This is a genomic window from Bosea sp. 685 (assembly GCF_031884435.1).
In the GTDB taxonomy this organism is placed as follows: domain Bacteria; phylum Pseudomonadota; class Alphaproteobacteria; order Rhizobiales; family Beijerinckiaceae; genus Allobosea.
On sequence record NZ_CP134779.1, the window covers coordinates 1672206 to 1690834 of the forward strand.

General features: G+C 64.7%; 22 protein-coding genes. 18 read left to right on the forward strand and 4 right to left on the reverse strand.

The genetic code is table 11. The annotated features are described in order from the left end of the window. Entirely contained in the window at positions 1 to 1473 is a 1473-nt protein-coding gene (locus RMR04_RS09215; protein WP_311914291.1) for a GGDEF domain-containing protein, read from the reverse strand. Between the two features lie 358 nt (positions 1474 to 1831). Between RMR04_RS09215 and RMR04_RS09220 the strand changes: the two genes are divergently transcribed. The 9 genes from RMR04_RS09220 to RMR04_RS09260 all read left to right on the forward strand — a co-directional run bounded on the left by RMR04_RS09220 (position 1832) and on the right by RMR04_RS09260 (position 8330). After that, positions 1832 to 3595, forward strand: coding sequence for an acetolactate synthase 3 large subunit (locus RMR04_RS09220; protein ID WP_311914293.1), 1764 nt, complete (start codon positions 1832 to 1834; stop codon positions 3593 to 3595). A gap of 135 nt (positions 3596 to 3730) precedes the next feature. Continuing rightward, complete coding sequence (locus tag RMR04_RS09225) at positions 3731 to 4438, forward strand: aspartate/glutamate racemase family protein (protein ID WP_311914294.1); 708 nt, start codon at positions 3731 to 3733, stop codon at positions 4436 to 4438. After that, the gene (locus RMR04_RS09230) at positions 4435 to 5124 is read left to right on the forward strand and encodes a glutathione S-transferase family protein (RefSeq protein ID WP_311914295.1); all 690 of its coding nucleotides are present in this window, start codon (positions 4435 to 4437) and stop codon (positions 5122 to 5124) included. The genes RMR04_RS09225 and RMR04_RS09230 overlap by 4 nt, the downstream gene beginning before the upstream one ends. Positions 5125 to 5160: 36 nt before the next feature. Next, on the forward strand, positions 5161 to 5703 hold the full coding sequence (gene ilvN / locus RMR04_RS09235) for an acetolactate synthase small subunit (protein ID WP_311914296.1): 543 nt from the start codon (positions 5161 to 5163) through the stop codon (positions 5701 to 5703). Between the two features lie 52 nt (positions 5704 to 5755). Then, entirely contained in the window at positions 5756 to 6088 is a 333-nt protein-coding gene (locus RMR04_RS09240) for an AbrB/MazE/SpoVT family DNA-binding domain-containing protein (protein WP_311914298.1), read from the forward strand. Then, the gene (locus RMR04_RS09245) at positions 6054 to 6431 is read left to right on the forward strand and encodes a type II toxin-antitoxin system PemK/MazF family toxin (protein ID WP_311914299.1); all 378 of its coding nucleotides are present in this window, start codon (positions 6054 to 6056) and stop codon (positions 6429 to 6431) included. The genes RMR04_RS09240 and RMR04_RS09245 overlap by 35 nt, the downstream gene beginning before the upstream one ends. Then, positions 6428 to 6643, forward strand: a complete 216-nt coding sequence (locus tag RMR04_RS09250) for a hypothetical protein (protein WP_311914301.1) — start codon at positions 6428 to 6430, stop codon at positions 6641 to 6643. The genes RMR04_RS09245 and RMR04_RS09250 overlap by 4 nt, the downstream gene beginning before the upstream one ends. Positions 6644 to 6749: 106 nt before the next feature. Continuing rightward, entirely contained in the window at positions 6750 to 7496 is a 747-nt protein-coding gene (locus RMR04_RS09255) for a helix-turn-helix domain-containing protein (RefSeq protein ID WP_311914302.1), read from the forward strand. Positions 7497 to 7604: 108 nt separating this feature from the next. Further along, entirely contained in the window at positions 7605 to 8330 is a 726-nt protein-coding gene (locus RMR04_RS09260; RefSeq protein WP_311914303.1) for a haloacid dehalogenase type II, read from the forward strand. Between the two features lie 38 nt (positions 8331 to 8368). On the opposite strand, the gene RMR04_RS09265 is transcribed toward RMR04_RS09260, so the two are convergent. Further along, on the reverse strand, positions 8369 to 8914 hold the full coding sequence (locus RMR04_RS09265; protein ID WP_311914305.1) for a DUF924 family protein: 546 nt from the start codon (positions 8912 to 8914) through the stop codon (positions 8369 to 8371). Between the two features lie 187 nt (positions 8915 to 9101). Here RMR04_RS09265 and RMR04_RS09270 point away from each other — a divergent pair, with 187 nt between their 5' ends. The 4 genes from RMR04_RS09270 (at position 9102) to RMR04_RS09285 (ending at position 11547) form a co-directional block, all read left to right on the forward strand. Then, on the forward strand, positions 9102 to 9764 hold the full coding sequence (locus RMR04_RS09270; RefSeq protein WP_311914306.1) for a TetR/AcrR family transcriptional regulator C-terminal domain-containing protein: 663 nt from the start codon (positions 9102 to 9104) through the stop codon (positions 9762 to 9764). 16 nt (positions 9765 to 9780) lie between these two features. Beyond that, positions 9781 to 10800, forward strand: a complete 1020-nt coding sequence (ilvC, locus tag RMR04_RS09275; RefSeq protein ID WP_311914307.1) for a ketol-acid reductoisomerase — start codon at positions 9781 to 9783, stop codon at positions 10798 to 10800. A gap of 259 nt (positions 10801 to 11059) precedes the next feature. Next, entirely contained in the window at positions 11060 to 11281 is a 222-nt protein-coding gene (locus RMR04_RS09280) for a hypothetical protein (protein ID WP_311914308.1), read from the forward strand. A 38-nt stretch (positions 11282 to 11319) separates the two neighbouring features. Further along, on the forward strand, positions 11320 to 11547 hold the full coding sequence (locus RMR04_RS09285) for a hypothetical protein (protein ID WP_311914309.1): 228 nt from the start codon (positions 11320 to 11322) through the stop codon (positions 11545 to 11547). A 380-nt stretch (positions 11548 to 11927) separates the two neighbouring features. On the opposite strand, the gene RMR04_RS09290 is transcribed toward RMR04_RS09285, so the two are convergent. Both RMR04_RS09290 and RMR04_RS09295 read right to left on the reverse strand, forming a co-directional pair. After that, positions 11928 to 12293 carry a ComEA family DNA-binding protein gene (locus RMR04_RS09290; protein WP_311914310.1) on the reverse strand — a complete coding sequence of 122 codons (366 nt, stop codon included), beginning with the start codon at positions 12291 to 12293 and terminating at the stop codon, positions 11928 to 11930. 258 nt (positions 12294 to 12551) lie between these two features. Then, positions 12552 to 13076: a DedA family protein gene (locus RMR04_RS09295; RefSeq protein WP_311914311.1), complete on the reverse strand. Its 525-nt coding sequence runs from the start codon at positions 13074 to 13076 to the stop codon at positions 12552 to 12554. 226 nt (positions 13077 to 13302) lie between these two features. Here RMR04_RS09295 and RMR04_RS09300 point away from each other — a divergent pair, with 226 nt between their 5' ends. From RMR04_RS09300 to RMR04_RS09320, 5 genes are all read left to right on the forward strand, one after another. Beyond that, on the forward strand, positions 13303 to 14172 hold the full coding sequence (locus tag RMR04_RS09300; protein WP_311914312.1) for an ABC transporter ATP-binding protein: 870 nt from the start codon (positions 13303 to 13305) through the stop codon (positions 14170 to 14172). After that, positions 14169 to 14960, forward strand: a complete 792-nt coding sequence (locus tag RMR04_RS09305; RefSeq protein ID WP_311914314.1) for an ABC transporter permease — start codon at positions 14169 to 14171, stop codon at positions 14958 to 14960. Before RMR04_RS09300 ends, RMR04_RS09305 begins: the two co-directional genes overlap by 4 nt. A 14-nt stretch (positions 14961 to 14974) precedes the next feature. Then, a complete protein-coding gene (locus RMR04_RS09310; protein ID WP_311914315.1) occupies positions 14975 to 15937 on the forward strand; it encodes a GNAT family N-acetyltransferase in 963 nt (320 codons plus the stop codon). Positions 15938 to 16066: 129 nt separating this feature from the next. Continuing rightward, positions 16067 to 17428, forward strand: coding sequence for a DUF3592 domain-containing protein (locus tag RMR04_RS09315; RefSeq protein WP_311914317.1), 1362 nt, complete (start codon positions 16067 to 16069; stop codon positions 17426 to 17428). Between the two features lie 124 nt (positions 17429 to 17552). After that, entirely contained in the window at positions 17553 to 18587 is a 1035-nt protein-coding gene (locus tag RMR04_RS09320; protein ID WP_311914318.1) for an ABC transporter substrate-binding protein, read from the forward strand. Positions 18588 to 18629: the final 42 nt, after the last annotated feature.

Genomic DNA, 18629 nt, shown 5'->3' on the forward strand with positions numbered 1-18629 from the left:
TCAGGCCGCGGCTACGGCTGCGGTGACGAGGGCGGGCTCGGCCAGCCTGATGCAGTCGCGGCCGTCGTTCTTGGCGCGGTAAAGCGCGCGGTCGGCGCGCTCGATGAAGGCGGTGAAGTTCTCGCCCTTTTGCCGGGTGGCGATACCGAAGCTCGCCGAAACCTGCAGGGCCAGCGTCTCCGACACCGGCAAGCGCTTGGTTTCGAGGGAGTGCTGCATGCGCTGCGCCATGCGCCGCGCCGTCGCCGCATTGGCGCGAGGCAGGAAGACGGCGAACTCCTCGCCGCCGAAGCGGCCGACGAGGTCGCGGTCTGAGCGGACCGTGCCGAGCAGCAGATCGGCGAAGGCGCGGATCACGGCATCGCCGGCGGCGTGGCCGTGGCTGTCGTTGACGCTCTTGAAATGGTCGAGATCAACGATGATCAGCGAGGTGTCGGCGCCGCATGCATCGCAGGCCGCGATGGCGTCGTTGGCCTTCTCGATGAAGGAGCGCCGGTTTAACAGTGCAGTCAGAGGGTCGGTCTCGGCCAGGCGCCGCAATTCCTGTTCGCGCTCCTCGCGCTGGCCGATCTCATGCGACAGGGCCCGGCGCGTCGCGCGTTCGCGGCCGATCTCGAGCGCCAGCGTCGCCGCCCGGCTCTGCAGGGTCTGGTTGGCGACCATCAATTCGGAGACGTCGGTCATCGTCATCACGAGCCCGTCGCCGAGCGGCGCGATGGCGATCTGCAGCCAGGTGACCTTGTCGCCATGGCTGAAGGAGGTCTCGATCATGTCGCTGCGGCGCAGTTCGATGGCATAGAGGCAGCGTCGCCAGATCATGGCGTCGGCGAGGAAGGGCAGGCTCTCGCGCGCATCGGTATCGTGCAGGTTCTCGTCGCCGCGACCCGCCATCACCGCCGCGCGTTGATTGGCGGTGATGATCAGCGTGCGGGTGATGTCGCCCTGGTCGTCGCGCATGGCCCGCAGCGCCACGATGCCCGAGGGCGAGGTCTCCAGGACCGTGGTGAGAAGCTCCTCGTGAAACTGCAGCGGTCGGCTGAAGACCACGAGGAAGCGCTCGCCATTGCGCGCCGTGGTCGGCATCACCAGCCGCTCCCACAGGCAGACGCGAACCGTCTTGAGCGAGCGATGCACGGTATAGGCCGGCTTGCCGTCGCTGAGCGCCTGATCGTAGCAGGAGGCGGTGAAGCGGGCGACCTGGGGCGTCATGCTGGAGATGCGCTCGCCGAGTCGACTGCCGCCGACATAGCGCGTGATTTCGCGGCCGTAGTGGACATAGGTGTAGTCGCCGTCCTCTGTGGGGGCGAGCACCATCACATCCTCACCGAAGCGCGGCAGAACCTCGTCGCAGAACGCTTCATGCGGCGCGCCACCTTCATCCTGGGCATGCCGCGCGAAGCGTTGCAGGAGCTCCGCGATCTCCTTCGCATGGGCCCGCGCCACGATGTTTTCGGTGTGGACTTCCTGATACATGGCGTTCCTGAACCCAAGTCGGTCGACGCTATCAGCGTGACCTTGAAAAAGTGTTCCCTTCGGTCAATCGATTTTCGGGGTTGGCGGCGGGGTTGGCGAAAGCCCGCTCGCGCGACTGTGGGAAGGTGGTTCGCGTTGCCGCTTGACCGGGCGCGGCGCCTCGGCTAGCGTCCGGCAATATCTGCAAAAGGTGGAAGCGCGATGCGCAAGCTTATTATCGTACGGGTGCGCTGGTAGGGGCCGGTTTCAACAAACCGCGCGTCCCCGACGCCAGCGCACGTCCAGGCCCCTTCGAGGGCCTTTTTTATTGCCTGCTTCCCCCCGACCGACCTCAACATAGCTGCCGCAGGAGATCGTTATGAGCGAGATGATGACCGGAGCCGAAATGGTCGTCCGCGCGCTTCAGGACCAGGGCGTCGAACATCTGTTCGGCTATCCCGGTGGCGCGGTGCTGCCGATCTATGACGCGCTGTTCCAGCAGGACAAGGTCAAGCATGTCCTCGTCCGGCACGAGCAGGGCGCGGTCCATGCGGCTGAGGGCTATGCCCGTTCCTCCTCGGGCAAGGTTGGCTGCGTGCTCGTCACCTCCGGTCCCGGCGCGACCAATGCCGTCACCGGGCTGACCGACGCGCTGCTGGATTCGATCCCGATCGTCGTCATCACCGGTCAGGTTCCGACCCATCTGATCGGCTCCGACGCCTTCCAGGAATGCGACACGGTCGGCATCACGCGCTCCTGCACCAAGCACAACTACTTGGTGAAGAGCATCGCGGACCTGCCGCGCGTCCTGCACGAGGCCTTCTATGTCGCGGCCAATGGCCGTCCGGGCCCCGTCGTCATCGACATCCCGAAGGACATCCAGTTCGCGACCGGGGCCTATAGCCGTCCGCGCGACAACCAGCACAAGACCTATCGGCCGACGGTCAAGGGTGATCTGAATCAGATCAAGGCCGCGGTCGAACTGATCGCCAAGGCGAAGCGCCCGGTGTTCTACACCGGCGGTGGCGTGATCAATTCGGGGCCGCACGCTTCGGCGCTGCTGCGCGAACTCGCGCGGCTGACCGGCTATCCCGTCACCTCGACATTGATGGGGCTTGGCGCTTATCCCGCCGCCGACCGGCAATGGCTCGGCATGCTGGGCATGCACGGCACCTACGAGGCGAACCTCGCGATGCATGACTGCGACGTCATGATCAATATCGGCGCGCGCTTCGACGACCGCATCACCGGCCGGCTCGACGCCTTCTCGCCACGCTCGAAGAAGATCCATGTCGATATCGACCGGTCCTCGATCAACAAGAACGTCAAGGTCGATATCGGCATCGTCGGCGACTGCGCCCATGTGCTGGAGGATATGGTCCGGATCTGGCGCGAGACTTCGCCCCAGATCGACAAGACGGCGCTGACCGCCTGGTGGACGCAGATCGAGGGCTGGCGGGCGCGCAAGAGCCTCGCCTACAAGAACTCGTCCTCGATCATCAAGCCGCAATACGCGCTCGAACGGCTGCATGCGTTGACCAAGGACCGCGATACCTACATCACGACTGAGGTCGGGCAGCACCAGATGTGGGCGGCGCAGTATCTCCACTTCCAGGAGCCGAACCGCTGGATGACCTCGGGCGGGCTAGGCACGATGGGCTACGGGCTGCCGGCGGCGATCGGCGTGCAGATGAAGCATCCCAAGGCCCTCGTCATCGACGTTGCCGGCGAGGCCTCGATCCTGATGAACATCCAGGAGATGTCGACGGCGGTGCAGTATCGGCTGCCGGTCAAGATCTTCATCCTCAACAACGAGTACATGGGCATGGTGCGCCAGTGGCAGGAATTGCTGCATGGCGGGCGCTATTCGGAGAGCTATTCGCAATCGCTGCCCGATTTCGTGAAGCTCGCCGAAGCCTATGGCGGGCACGGCATCCGCTGCTCCGATCCGGCCTCGCTTGATGCCGCGATCATGGAGATGATCGACACGCCCAAGCCCGTGATCTTCGACTGTCTCGTCGCCAAGGAAGAGAACTGCTTTCCGATGATCCCGTCCGGCAAGGCGCATAACGAGATGATCTTGCCCGATTTCGAAGGCGACACCGGCGACATCATTGACGCCAAGGGCAAGCAGCTCGTTTGAGCGCAGCCGTTATGCTCGGGCTTGACCCGAGCATCTCTGGCCGGATGGGACGTCTCATCCTGCCCGGGATTCTCGGATCTGCGCTTCGCTGCGCCCGAGAATGACGAGGTCGGTGCGGCAGGGAAAGGAACCATCATGACGACAATCGGCCTGATCGGCGGCATGAGCTGGGAATCGACGGCGGTGTATTACCGCCTTCTCAATGAGGGCGTGCGCGCGCGCCTGGGCGGGCTGCATTCTGCCGACATCATGCTGCATTCGCTGGATTTCGGGCCGATCGCCGAGATGCAGGCGAGGGGCGACTGGGAGGCGGCCGGCGATGTGCTGGCCGACAGCGCCAGGCGGCTCGAACAGGCAGGCGCCGGCTGCATCATCTTGTGCACCAACACCATGCACAAGCTGGCCGACAGGATCACCGGGGCAACGCGCGTGCCGTTCCTGCATCTGGCCGACGTCACCGCCAAGGCGATCAAGCGCAGCCCGTCGCGGCGGCCGCTGTTGCTGGCGACACGCTTCACCATGGAGCAGGATTTCTACCGCGACCGCCTGCGCGCCTTCGGCGTCGACGCGATGGTGCCCGATGCCGCGCAGCGCGGTGATGTCCACCGCATCATCTATGATGAGCTGTGCCGGGGCGTGATCGAGCCCGCCTCCAAGGCGCGCTATCTCGATATCGTCGCGGAGGCAGTCGGGCAGGGCGCCGACGGCGTCATTCTCGGCTGTACCGAGATCACGCTGCTGGTCTCCCAGGCCGATTTCGCCATTCCGGTGTTCGACACCACGGCGCTGCATGTCGAGGCGGCGCTCGACGCGCTGGCAGAGACCGCGAGTGCCGCGGCATGAAGCTCCTCATCGGCAACAAATGCTATTCGTCCTGGTCGCTGCGCGCCTGGCTGTTGATGCGCGCCAAGGGCATCGCCTTCGAGGAGGTGCTGATCCCGCTCGACCAGCCCGGCTTCAAGGAAGCGATCTTGGCTCATGCGCCCGGCAGTGGCGGGACAATGCCGCTGCTGATCGATGGCGAGGTCGCCGTCTGGGAAACGCTGGCGATCTTCGAATATCTGCACGAGAAGCATCCCACGCTCGGCATCTGGCCGCGCGATGCCGCGGCGCGCGCCCATGCCCGGGCGGCTGTCAGCGAGATGCATGCCGGATTCATGGCGCTTCGCAGCACGTGCCCGATGAATCTCGGCAAGCGCTTCGCGAGCCGCGACCGGGGCGCGGCAGTTGCCAGGGATGTCGCCCGCATCAACGCGCTCTGGCGCATGGCGCGCGAGCGTTTCGGCATGCCGGCCGGCGGCCCCTATCTCTATGGCGAGTTCTGCGCCGCGGACGCGATGTTCGCGCCGGTTGCCAGCCGCCTCGACACCTACGGGATCGCGGTGGATTCCCTATGCCAGGATTACAGCGACGTCGTGCTGGCGCATCCCGCCTATCGCGACTGGCTCGAGGCTGCTCTCGTAGAGCCCTGGATCCTCGATCAGGACGAAGTCGACGAGCCGGCTTTGGTCGATCTCCGCCAATCCTAATCCCTGTCTCCTTCCGCGACGCTCACAGGTTGTCCGATGCCCAATTCCGCCACGCATTACCCCAACGCCCCCAAAACCGAGCCCACCGCCCGGCACACGCTTGCCGTGATCGTCGACAACGAGCCCGGTGTCCTCGCCCGCATTGCGGGCCTGTTCTCGGGCCGCGGCTACAACATCGAAAGCCTCACGGTCTCGGAGACCGAGCACGACAAGCATATCTCGCGGATCACGGTGGTGACGTCGGGCACGGCCCACATCATCGACCAGATCAAGGCGCATCTCGACCGGCTGGTGCCGGTTCATCGTGTCGTCGACCTGACCTTGCAGGGCGAGGCGCTCGAGCGCGAGCTCGCTCTGGTCAAGGTCGTCGGCAAGGGCGAACACCGGGTCGAGGCGATGCGCCTGGCCGCGGCCTTCGGCGCGCGCACGCTCGACGCCTCGCTGACCTCCTTCGTCTTCGAATTGACGGGATCGACCGATGAGATCGAGCGCTTCATCAAGCTGATGACGGTGGTCGGTCTGACCGAGGTCTCGCGCACGGGCATCGCGGCGATGAGCCGTGGCCCGGATGCGATGTGAATTGCCGGATATCCGGATCGGGTATATTGGATATCCGAAAGCGGAGGCGGCGATGAAGGTCCAGGTCGCAAAATGGGGCAACAGCACCGCAGTGCGGCTGCCCAAGGCCGTGGTCAGGCAGCTCGGCTTGACCAGCGGCATGATGCTCGACGTCTCGGTCGATGACGGGGTGGTGCGGCTTGCGCCGGACCTGGAGGAGGCCAAGACCGAAGGCGCTTTGGCCGGGAAGCCGGAGCCTTTTCCTGTCACGATGGAGTGGATGATCGCGGAGGCCGAGCGGCTCGGCGGGCTGAAAAACGCGCCGGCGGACGATTTCGATTGGGGCCCTGACGTCGTTTCAGAAATCATCTATGACGACTACAACCCCCGCCGAAAAGCGCTTTGAGCCCGGCGACGTCTATTGGGTCGATCTCGACCCGGTCGTCGGCTCTGAACAGAGCGGTCGCCGGCCGGTCCTGATTCTGTCGGACGAGTCCTTGCATCGCATGTCTGGTCGAATCCTGGTGTGCCCAATTACCTCCAACCGCCAGCCCTGGCCGACGAAAGTCGTCATTCCGCCGGGCTGCGTGGTCTCGGGGGCGCTCCTGACGGATCGGGCCCGCATGCTCGATCGGACGCGGGCACTCCGTTATATCGGTCGACTGCCCGATGATCTGACTGTGCGGGTCAAGCACCGCATCGCGGCCTATATGGGCATCGCGCCAATGCTTGAACCGGAAGCGCCATGACCCTCACCCTCGAACAGATCGCCCTTGGCCTCGGCATTGTCGGCTTCGCCTGCTTTGCCTGGCCGATCATCCAGCGCATGAACGGCAAGGCGGAGCCCGAGGCGCCCGGCAGCGGCAAGAGCCTGCGCTCGCCGCTGTGGTGGGTGGGCTTCATCCTGACGATCGCGGCGATCTTCCTGCAACGGATCGCGAGCCAGCAGATGGGCGGCTAGAGTCTGTTTCCAAGAACGCCTCGCGGGCGATGTGCAGCCTGCTCTTGATCACTTGCGGTCGTTGGCGGCAAATGGACCGGCATGATCCCGGGGACATGGGGACGCGATGTCGGTCCATCTCGAAATCCGGAGCTATCGCGGCGGCGACCGCCATCGCCACGACTTCAGCCAGATCCTGCTGCCGATGCATGGCGCCATGACGCTCGATATCGAGGGACGTTCCGGCATCGTCTCGAGCAATTGCGTTGCGGTCGTCCCGCAGGACTGCGAGCACGACTTCGTGCCAAGCCCGGACTGCAGCATGCTCATCCTCGACGTCGAAACAACGGCGTTCGCCGGCGAGGCTATGCCGGCTTTGCTGCGCCATGCGAGCCCGTCGCTCACGCGGATCGAGCCCTGGCTGTGGCGGATGTTCCGCCAACTCGGCGCTGAAGTCGAAGCTGGCGCATGCCGGGCTCCTGATGCTGCCCAGTTGGCGCTGGCGGGGCTGCATCTCGTCGAGCCCAGCAGAGGGCCTCGGCCCTGGTCGCGCTCCGAGCACCGTGTCCTTGGCGTCGCGGGCGCTGCGCGGACGGCGAGCGTGGCGGAGATGGCCCGGATGGCCGGCCTCGGCCAAAGCCAGTTCCACGCGCTGTTTCGCACGACCACGGGCCAATCGCCGAAGCAATTGCAACTCAGCCAGCTGTTCGAGAGAGCCGTCGACGCATTGGTCGGCACGTCCAAGCCGATATCAGAGATCGCCTACGGATTGGGCTATCAGAACGCCTCGTCCTTCAACCGGCAGTTCAAGCGGCGCTTCGGCCTGACGCCGTCCGAATTCCGTGCCGCGAGCCGCAACCAGGCGGGGAACTGAGCCTGAGGATCGCAGCTTCGGTCAACTCGTTCGGAGCTTCGCCTCATCACGGCCTTGCAAGGCCCCGCTAAGGTCGAGCCTCATGACGCCGTATGAGGAGGCCTTTCGATGAAGCTGACCGAGTTCAAGGCTTTGACGTTCGATTGCTATGGGACGCTGATCGACTGGGAAACCGGGATCTGGAACGCGCTGCAGCCGCTGTTGAGCGCTGGGCAACTCGATCTGGGGCGCGAGGAGGCGCTCGCTCGTTTCGGGCGCTATGAGAGCGAGCAGGAACAGGCAACGCCATCGCTGCGCTATTCCACGCTGCTGTCCGTGGTTCATGCGCGCTTCGCCAGGGATCTCGGGGTGCGCATCCATGCCGATCTGAATGAGCGCTTCGGTGCGTCCGTGCCGGACTGGCCGGCCTTTCCGGACTCCGCCGAAGCGCTCGCCTATCTCAAGCGGCACTACCGGCTCGTCATCCTGTCGAATGTCGACCGCCAGAGCTTTGCGGCCAGCAACAGGAAACTCGGCGTGAGCTTCGACGGCATCTACACCGCCGAGGATGTTGGCTCGTACAAGCCCGATCCGCGCAATTTCGCCTATCTGCTCGAACATCTCGCGGCCGATCTGGACCTCGGTCCGAGTGCGGTGTTGCATACCGCACAAAGCCTCTACCATGACCATGGGCCGGCCAAGGAGGCGGGGCTCGCTTGCGCCTGGATTGACCGGCGCTTCGGCAAGTCCGGCAGCGGCGCGACCCCGTTGCCTGAACACCAACCGAAGGTGAACTTCCACTTCAAGAGCCTCGCCGAATTGGCGCAGGCCCATCGGGAGGCCGCCGCAGCCTGATTGCGTCCTAGCTCGCGGCGGTTGGTGTCATGCCGGCTTCAGCCACTGAAGCCGCCTTCATTGAGGAATGCGTGCTCGGCTTCAGTGGTCGTTCGTCCCAGCACCGGGTTGCGGTGCGGGAAGCGGCCGAAATCGCGGATGATCTCGCGGTGGATCTCGGCGAATTTCACGCCGTCGGGATCGTCCGAGGCCGCGCAGAGCGCGATGCAGCGTTCCTGATGCCTGAGATCCTCGGCATGCATGAATGGCATGTAGATGAAGCGGCTCTCGGGCGGCGTGAAGGCGCGGTCGAATCCCCTGGCGACCGCCCGCTCGGCGATGCCGAGCGCCATGGCGTCGGTGGCGAAGGCGCGCGGGCTGCCGCGGAACAGGTTCCGCGGAAACTGGTCGAGCAGGATCAGCAATGCATAAACGTCTTCGGGCGTCGCCTCCCAATCGGTCAGCTTGCCGGCCGCCGCAGCTTCATGCACCGCCAGGAAGCGCCGATGGATCTCGGCGTCGAAGGCAGCGTCTTTGGCGAACCATTTGTCCGGGCCGGCCTCGCGCCAGAAGGTGACGATCTGCGCTGCGGAGGGCAGGTTCATGGTGCATCTCCTAAGATCACGCGAAGGCTCTTGAGTTCAGGCGAAGGCTCTTGGCGGGCGAGGTAGCGCGGGTCCCGCGTGCGGCCAAGGAAAATCCGCTGTGGCGGAGCGAGCCGCTTGCATCGTCGCGCAAGCTTCGGTAGACGACTGAACCGTAACGTACGGTACGCAATCGCGGCTCCTTATCATGGCCAATCCCATCGACGCACAGCAGGAAGGTCCGACCGCGCGCCAGCAGGCCGTGCTCGACGCCGTGCTCGCGCTGATGGTGGAGAAGGGCGATCACCTGACCATGACGGCTGTCGCCCGCCGCGCGAGCTGCTCGAAGGAAACGCTTTACAAATGGTTCGGTGACCGCGACGGTTTGCTGACAGCGACCGTGCAGTGGCAGGCCTCGAAAGTCCGGGCGGGCAACTACGACCGGCAGACGCTCAACGCGCTTGGCCTGCGCGACAGCCTGACGCGTTTCGCCGCGAACTGGCTCGGCGTGATCTCGAGCTCGACCTCGGTCGCCCTGAACCGCATCGCGATCAGCCAGGCCGGCTCGCGGGCCGGCAATCTCGGCGCCATCGTGCTTGCCAATGGGCGCTTCGCGATCGGCGAGCGCCTGAAGCCGGTCCTCGATGCAGGGCGCGAGGCCGGTCTCCTGGCCTATGACGACACCGAGACGGCGTTTCGCAGTTTCCTGGGCCTTGTCGGCCGCGATGTGCAGATCCGGCTATTGCTGGGCGATGCGCTGCCGCTTGGACAGGCCGAGATCGAACGCGACGCGGAGCGCGCGACCGAGCAGTTTCTCACCCTCTACGGCACGGCGAAAAACGATCCGGGCCTGGATAAGACCAACGCGTGACAAAAGGAGACACCCAATGCGCGTTTATTACGATCGTGATGCGGACATCAATCTGATCAAGGGCAAGAAGGTCTGCATCGTGGGCTACGGCTCGCAGGGCCATGCCCACGCGCTGAACCTGCGCGATTCCGGCGTCAAGGACGTCATCATCGCGCTCAAGACCGGTTCGGCGACGCGCAAGAAGGCCGAAGAGGCCGGCTTCAAGGTGATGACGCCGACCGAGGCCGCCAAGGTCTCCGACATCATGATGATGCTGACCCCCGACGAGCTGCAGGGCGACATCTATCGCGACGAACTGCACGGCAACATGAAGGAGGGCGCCGCCCTTCTGTTCGCGCATGGCCTCAACGTCCATTTCAACCTGATCGAGCCGCGCAAGGACCTCGACGTGCTGATGGTCGCCCCCAAGGGCCCCGGCCACACGGTGCGTTCGGAATATCAGCGCGGCGGCGGCGTGCCGACCCTGATCGCGATCCACCAGGACGCGACCGGAAACGCCCATGACCTCGGCCTCAGCTACGCCAGCGCCAATGGCGGCGGCCGCGCCGGCATCATCGAGACCACCTTCAAGGAAGAGTGCGAGACCGATCTCTTCGGCGAGCAGGTCGTGCTCTGCGGCGGCATCGTCGAATTGATCAAGGCTGGCTACGAGACGCTGACCGAGGCCGGCTACGCCCCCGAGATGGCCTATTTCGAGTGCCTGCACGAGGTGAAGCTGATCGTCGACCTGATCTATGAGGGCGGCATCGCGAACATGAACTACTCGATCTCGAACACGGCCGAGTATGGCGAGTACGTCACCGGCCCGCGCATCATCACGCCTGAGACCAAGGCCGAGATGAAGCGCGTGCTGACCGACATCCAGTCGGGCAAGTTCACACGCGACTGGATGCTGGAGAACAAGGTCAACCAGACCTCGTTCAAGGCGACCCGCGCCCGCATGGCCGCCCACCCGATCGAGGAAGTCGGCGCCAAGCTGCGCGACATGATGCCCTGGATCAAGGCGAAGGCTCTGGTCGACAAGACCAAGAACTGACCCCTTCTTCTTCCGCGACGGCCCGGCTCGCGCCGGGCCTTTGGGATCAAGATCAAGACCTGATCTGGCGCCTGCCAGCTCGCTGACATGCTGATTCAACGTCTTGTCGGCTTGATTCCGCTTCTCAGTGGAAGGTCTTGGTAAGGTTAAGATAATCCTGATTTCCAAAGGAGGCGGGCGCAGCGATGCGTCCGCCTTTCTCATTCTGGAGCGCGGTTCGCCACATCAGGCGGAACCGAGGCGCGCTTGGTGCGTTTCCATGGCTAGCAGGATCAACCGGGGCACGGGCATGGCACGGGATTGGGATTCCAGCGAACGGGCGATCCGCGAGCGCGACCGGCAGGCGCGCGAGACCGAGGCCGACCCTGGCGATGTCCTTCAGCAGGAGGGTGGCCCGAATTGGCCGTTGCTGCTCGCGCTTCTCGGTGGTCTCGTGGTCACGCTACTCGCCAACACCTTCGTCGGCCTGCTGCCCGGTTGATCCGTCCGCGACGATCGCGGCTGGGGAAGGAGGCACAGATGACGACCGAGACAGAGGAACGCGCCAAGGCGCAATCCGAAGGGCTGCAGGACGGCAACCGAATTCCGCCGATGCGGGCCGACGACCATTCCGATGCCGATCCCGCGGTCGAGACGCCCGTCGAGGCGCGTCAGGGTTTCCTCGGCAAGCCTGTCCTGTTGGTGCTCGCCGTTGCCCTGATCCTGACCGCCATGGCGGGCCTTCTCGTCGGAGCGTTCCCGAGCTGAGCCGTAAGGCTCGCGGCCTTCGACATGCAAGATTTTCGACATGACTGAGGAGGGTGACATGACGGTTTTGAAGCTGCTCGACTCGCAGACCCTCACGCGCATCGTGCTGGGGCTGTGCTTCGGTCTGATGGCGGCGGTCATCGCCGGCCTGATCAGGAGCTGACCGGCCTATTCCGACACGAGAGCGTCTTCGCGCGAGAGCGTTTTCGAGCGGAGTGGATATCGGTTCGCGTAACGAAGACGCGTTGAACAATCGGCCAGGGCTGCTGTTGAATGATCCAGTTGGATCGGAAACCGTTCTGAAGAAAAGGCCCGGCGGTGTTCCGCCGGGCCTCGCTTCGTCTCGTCGGCGAACCGGCGCAGACGCCGATTCAGTCGGTTCAGAAGGTGATCTTGTCCTTGATGTCGGCTTCGACATTGGAGGGCAGCACGTTGCGCTTCACCAGATCGGCGAAGTCCTTGAACTTCGTCTTGGCGCGCTCCTCGATGATCTTCTTGGAACGGGCCTCGCCGATACCCTTCAGCGTGTCGAGTTCGGCGGCGGTCGCCGTGTTGATGTTGATCTTCTTGGCCTGGGCGGGCTGCGTCGCTATCGGCTTGGCGGGCTGAACTGCTGGAGCCGCTGGAGCGGTGACCGGAGCGGTCGGCTTTGCAGGCGTCGCGGGCTGCGTCGCCGTCTGTGCGAAGCCCTGGCCGGCGGTCAAAGCGAGCGCGGCGAGGGGGATCAGGAAACGGGAGATCGTCATGTCATGGACCTCAGTGTTCGGCCCGGTTTGTCGCATCTGACGGAGGCCGGGCCCTTCGCCAGACGACGCTGCCGGCTTGGGGCCGGTCCAGCGTGTCACGGCGGCGTCGAACCGCTCGATGGCGGGGCGCCGACGTGACGACGCCATATCGCGCCTGGCGGCGTGAACCCGTGCTGAATGGCGCATTCAGCCAATTGCAGTGTTTCGGCGTGGGGTTTCCGATCGCGGGTAACCGGTGCCTGCTTGTCGCCGCCCGCGCTATTTCGTCATGAACTCGGCGAGGCGCCCGGCGCCGTAAAGCAGCGCGAAACCCCAGGCGGTCGAGGCGATCCAGTTGGCGATCTGGAAAGGCCAGAACGGCATCTGCACGATACCGGCGACGATCGCGATCACGGCGCGCAACGGCCCGAAGAAGTGGCCGATCAGGATGCTGGCGACGCCCCATTTCTCGAAGAAGGCGTGGCCGCGCTCGAGCAATTGCGGGTTCTTGTTGAGTGGCCAGTAATCGCCGACGCGCGGGCCCAGCACGAGGCCCGCCCAATACGAGACCCAGAAGCCGCAGCCGGCGCCGACCGAAGCCGCAAAGGCGAGCGGAATCAGATTGAGGCCCGACGCTCCGGCCGCCGCCCCGAAGGCGGTGAAGAACACGGTTGCCGGCACGAGCCAGGACAACACCGCGACGCATTCGCAGAAGGCGACCAGGAAGACGATCGGGATCGCCCATTCCTGATGGGCCCGCATGAACTCGACGAGCGCTTGCATCCAGAGTTCGAGTTGGGCCATGGCGAGCGCGATCTTTCCGGCGGGAGGCGCCGGCTTATCGCGTCTACCGCAGGGTTATGCAACCACAGGCCTTGCGCGAAAGGCGGCCTCCTTCGCCGAAGGACGACTTTGCCTTCGCCGGGGGATCGCATAGTCTTAGCCGCAAAGGTCAGGGTCTTGGCCGCAAAGATCAAGGCATGAGCGGCGAGCGCAGAATGGGCGCCAGGCCGACGGGGAAACGGATTTCATGGAGTTGCACCACCCCCCGCAGCGCGATGCGGGAGCAGGCGAGACGTCGCCTGCGGTCGCCCTCAACGGGCTCGACATCACCTTCCACATCGATGGCGGCAAGCGCTACAAGGCGGTCACCGGGATCAACCTCTCGGTTGCGGCGGGCGAGTTCGTCTCGGTCGTCGGGCCGACCGGCTGTGGCAAGTCGACCTTGCTCAACGCGGCGGCGGGCCTGCTCGTGCCCTCGGCCGGCACGGTCGGCATCTTCGGCAAGCCGCTCTCGGGCCTGAACCGCCGGGCCGGCTATCTCTTCCAGGCCGATGCGCTGATGCCGTGGAAGACGGCGCTCGAAAACGTCAAGGTCGCGCTGGAGCCGATGGGCGTTTCCGATGCGCAGGCCGACGCCCGGGCGCGCGAATGGCTCGGCAGGGTGGGCTTGCGCGCCTTCGTCGATCGCTATCCGCATATGCTTTCAGGCGGGCAGCGCAAGCGCGTCAGCCTCGCGCAGATGTTGATCCGCGACCCGGAAATCCTGCTGATGGACGAGCCTTTCGGCCCGCTCGACGCGCAGACCCGGCAGATCATGGGCAATCTCCTGCTCGATCTCTGGTCGAAGGACCGCAAGGCGCTGATCTTCGTGACGCATGATCTGGAGGAGGCGATCTCGCTCTCCGACCGCGTCGTCGTGATGTCGGCGGGGCCGGCCGCCGGCATCGTCGCCGATTACCGCGTGCCGCTGCCGCGGCCGCGCGACATCGCCGAGATTCGGCTGGAAAAAGCCTTCCACGAGATCCATCGCGACATCTGGGCCTCGCTCAGGGTCGAGGTGCAGAAGGCCTATGCGATGGGCGACGGGCGCGAGCTGGTCGAAGGAGCCGCGTCATGAACCGCGCCAAGCTGCTTGGCCTGCAGGCGCTGGTCATGGTCGTCTTCCTGCTGATCTGGCACGTCGTGACGGCCTATCCGATCTTCGGCGAGGTCAAGACGATCCAGTTCTTCTTCTCGACGCCGGCCGCCGTGCTGGGGCGGACCTTCAACCAGTTGATCGGACCCGATATCTACTGGCATCTCGGCATCACGCTGACCGAGACCGTGCTCGCCTTCGTCATCGGCTCGGCCGCGGGCATCTTCTTCGGCTTCACCTTCGCGCGGCAGGAATTGCTGGCGGCGGTGTTCGACCCCTATATCAAGGCGGCGAACGCCCTGCCGCGCGTCGTGCTGGCTCCAATCTTCGCGCTCTGGTTTGGGCTCGGCATCTGGTCGAAGGTGGCGCTCGGCTTCACGCTGGTGTTCTTCATCGTCTTCTTCAACGTTTACCAAGGCGTGCGCGAGGTTTCGCCGACCGTGCTGGCGAACGCCCGCATGCTCGGCATGAACGAGCGTCAGCTCTTCCGCCATGTCTATTGGCCTTCTGCGCTGACCTGGATGTTCTCCTCGCTGCACACGTCGGTGGGCTTTGCGCTGGTGGGAGCGGTGGTTGGCGAATATCTCGGCTCCTCGGCGGGGCTCGGCTACAAGATCCACGAGGCCGAGAGCGTCTTCGACGTCACCGGCGTGTTCTCCGGCATGCTGATCCTGGCGATCTTCGTAATCGCGATCGACGCGGCCGTGACCATGGTGGAGAAGCGGCTGCTGGTCTGGCGGCCAGGGCAGAGTTCGACCACGACGACGTGAGGTTCTGAAGAGCCTTGATTGCTGATCGAGACCCGCGCCAAGGCGCGTCGCAACAAGCCACCCGCATTCGCGGGCTGATCGAGGATGACACCGACGATATCGTCGAACTCTACGCGCGTGCCGCGACTGTCGATCCTCGCATTGGTCCCATCCACGGCTCCGATTGGGAGCGCTTTGTTAGGCAGCCGCAGAACCATTGTGGGCGAGACTTTCGCGTCGCCCTCAGCGAGGGACGTCTTGTCGGGCTCGCTGAATCTTCGTTGCGAGATCAGGCCGAGCGGCGCGTTCGCTTCTTCAAGCTGATCGTTGACCCTGCCATGCGCCGCCGTGGAATTGGTAGCGCCCTGCTGGCTGAACTGTTGACGCTTGATCAATCGAATGACGCGTTGTCACTACAGACGCTTGCCGCTCGTGACTGGCCTGCCGGGCTGGCTTTTCTCGGCGCTCTGGGATTCGGGCACATCGAATCCGAGATCAGCATGCGCTGTTCGACGCTTACCGCGCCGCCAGCCGCGCAAGCGGAGGGTTTTTCGCTGGTGCGCGTAGCGGCTCCTGCGGATCATGCCGTCGATATCGCCCGTATTCACAATGCCGCTTTCGCCTCGGATGCCGCCTTTCGGCACACGACGCCGGCAGAGATGGCGCGCCTTATCGAGCACGACGCGGTCTGGATTGCGACGGACACATCGGGCGCCGTTGGTTTCTGCCGGCTTGAACTGGAAAACGACCTGATTTGGCTTGAGAGCATCGCCGTTGATCCGGCATGTCAGAATCGAGGGCTCGGCAGCGCCTTGGCCTTTCGAGCATTGAGCGCTGCTGGCTTAGAGCGCGACCGACCTGCAGGTTTGAACGTGTCGAGCTCAAATCCGGCTGCGCTATCGGTCTATGAACGGCTTGGGTTTGTCACGGTTCGAGAGATGTATCGGTTCAGCGCGCGCCACAGTGACGTTGGCGATGCGATGGCTTTACGTCGTTAGAGAGCGTTCCCGTTCGGGCGTTGGTCTGGCGACCGGGGCAGAGTTCGACCACGACGACGTAACGTCATCTTCGCTTGATCGCCGGCGATTGCAGGCTCATGCTCGTCTCCGCGATGGCGGAGGCGTGCCATGGAACTCGAACTCAACGGTCGCATCATTGAGGCGCCGAAGCCTGCCGACATCACCGGCGCCATCGACGGGCATGGCGGCGGGCCCGACTGGTTCGTCAATCTCAGCGACGATGATAGCGATGTCGAAGCTTTTCTGAACGGCGACGGCTCGTTCCGGCTGACCTATCATGACGGCAAGGATCGCTTCACCGCGGCCGACCCGGTCGATGCCGCGACCTTGAAGACGATCCTGCTTGCGGCCCTGAATGGCGAGATTGGCTGGCGCCGCGACCGTGTGTGGCTGCGCCAATTGTCGCCGGCGAAAGCCGCCGAGGCGGCAGGCGAGCCGCCGGTCTGGGCGATCGCAGCGGTCATCGCCTCGATCGCACTGGTCTTCGTGGTCACCAATCTGCCCGATAGCTGGTTGGAGCGGCTGCCTGTTCCCAATACGACGCTGGGCATGATCGGGCTGATCGCCTTTCCGATGGTGATCATGATCATCGCGATGGTCGCCCATAAGGCGATCCAGCTGCGCCGGGCCAAGAGCTGGCTGCCAGTGCAGGGGCGCATCACGAGTTCGCGCATGGCGACGCGCCGGTCCGGAGTGGGCGAGGGCGCCACCATCGTCAACATTCCCGCCGTCGCCTACAGCTTCTCGGCCGGCGGGCGGAGTTATCAGGGCAGCCGGATCAGCATCGGCGATATCAGCGGCCCCTTCGCCGAGGAGGCGCTGGGGCGCTACCCGGTCGGCGCGGCGGTGACGGTGTATTACGACCCCGCCGATCCCGAGAACTGCGTGCTGGAGCGGGATGCGCCCAAGGGCGTGGTCAAGGGTTGCGGCGGGGTTCTGCTGGTGCTGGCCCTCCTGGGTGCGGGTGGATACTGGGTGGCCACGCAAGGGACCGAGGCGCTGCAGGCGAGCATGCCGCAAGCCGAAGTGCCGGTGATGCTGTTCGCCTTCGGCTTCGGCTGCGCGGCGCTGCTGTTTTTCCTCGTCTTTCGCCGCTCTCTCGCTCGCGCCAATGCCTGGCCGATCGTGCCGGGGCGCGTCACCGTGAGCCGCATCGAGCAGCGCAAGAGCACGGACGACGGCCGGACCCGCATAAGCTACGCGCCGGTCGTCGAATTCACCTATCAGGTTCGCGGCCACAGCTTCAGTAGCCGCCAGATCGCGCTCGGCATGCAGATGTCGGGCTCGCAAGGGGGCGCGGAGAAGGTCGTCAAGCGCTATCCGGCCGGTGCCGAGGTCGAGGTGCATTACGACCCTGCCAATCCCTCGCAGGCCGCGCTGGAGAACCCGACCGGCGCGAGCTGGATCCTGTTCGGGATCGCACTGTTCTGCTTCGGCGTCGCGCTCTATGCCAGCCACATTCTCCGGTGAAATCGCCCGCTCGTTTCCGCAACGCCTTTGACTCAAGGCGGGATTGGCGCGACGCCTGCGACTAATCTAGAACTGCTTCCCAACAAGGCTTTCGAAGCAAAGCATCCTCAGGGAAGGAAACCCGATGAACCGCAGACATCTGATCATGGCGGCCGGCGTCGCGCTGGCGGCCTGGAGCGCTCCGGGCTTTACCCCGACCGCGTTGGCCCAGAACGCCGAAAAACCCAAGCTGACGCTCGGCGTTGGCGGCAAGCAACTGCTCTATTACCTCCCGCTGACGGTCGCCGAGAAGAAGGGCTTCTTCAAGGAGCAGGGGCTCGAGGTCGAGATCAATGATTTCGGCGGTGGTGCGAAGTCGCTGCAGGCGCTGGTCGGCGGCTCGGTCGATGTCGTCACCGGCGCCTATGAGCACACCATCCGCATGCAGGCCAAGGGCCAGGATGTGCGCGCCGTGGTCGAGCTCGGGCGCTTTCCGGCGATCACCATCGCCGTGCGCAAGGAGCTCGCCGACAAGGTCAAATCGGCCGCCGACTTCAAGGGGTTGAAGATCGGCGTCACCGCGCCGGGGTCATCGACGGCGCTGACCGCGCAATACGCCATGGTCAAGGCCGGGCTGAAGGCGACGGATGCGCCGATCATCGGCATCGGCGCGGGCGCGAGCGCGGTTGCCGCGATCAAGCAGGGCCAGGTCGACATCATCTCGCATCTCGATCCCGTGACCTCGAAGCTCGAGGCCGATGGCGACATCGTCACGCTGATCGACACCCGCACAGAGGCCGGCACGCGCGCCCTCTTCGGCGGCTCGAATCCGGCCGCCGTGCTTTATCTCAAGGGCGAATTCGCCGAGAAGAACCCGGTGACGACGCAAAAGCTCGTCAATGCCTTCGTCAAGGCGCTGAAATGGCTGGAGACTGCCAAGCCAGAGGATGTCGCCGACCTGGTGCCACCGGAATATCTGCTCGGCGACAAGCCGCTCTATCTGCGCGCGGTCAAGAATTCGCAGGAGAGCTATTCCCGCACCGGCATCTCGCCGCCCGAAGGCCAGCAGAGCGTCTATGACGCGCTGAAGCTGCTCGACCCGGAACTGGCGACGTCGAATGTCGATCTGAAGAAGACCTTCATCGATACCTTCGCGAAGAAGGCAGCGTCCGGCTCCTGACCTCTCGACATTGTCCGGCGCGCTGGTCACACTCGCCTCTGA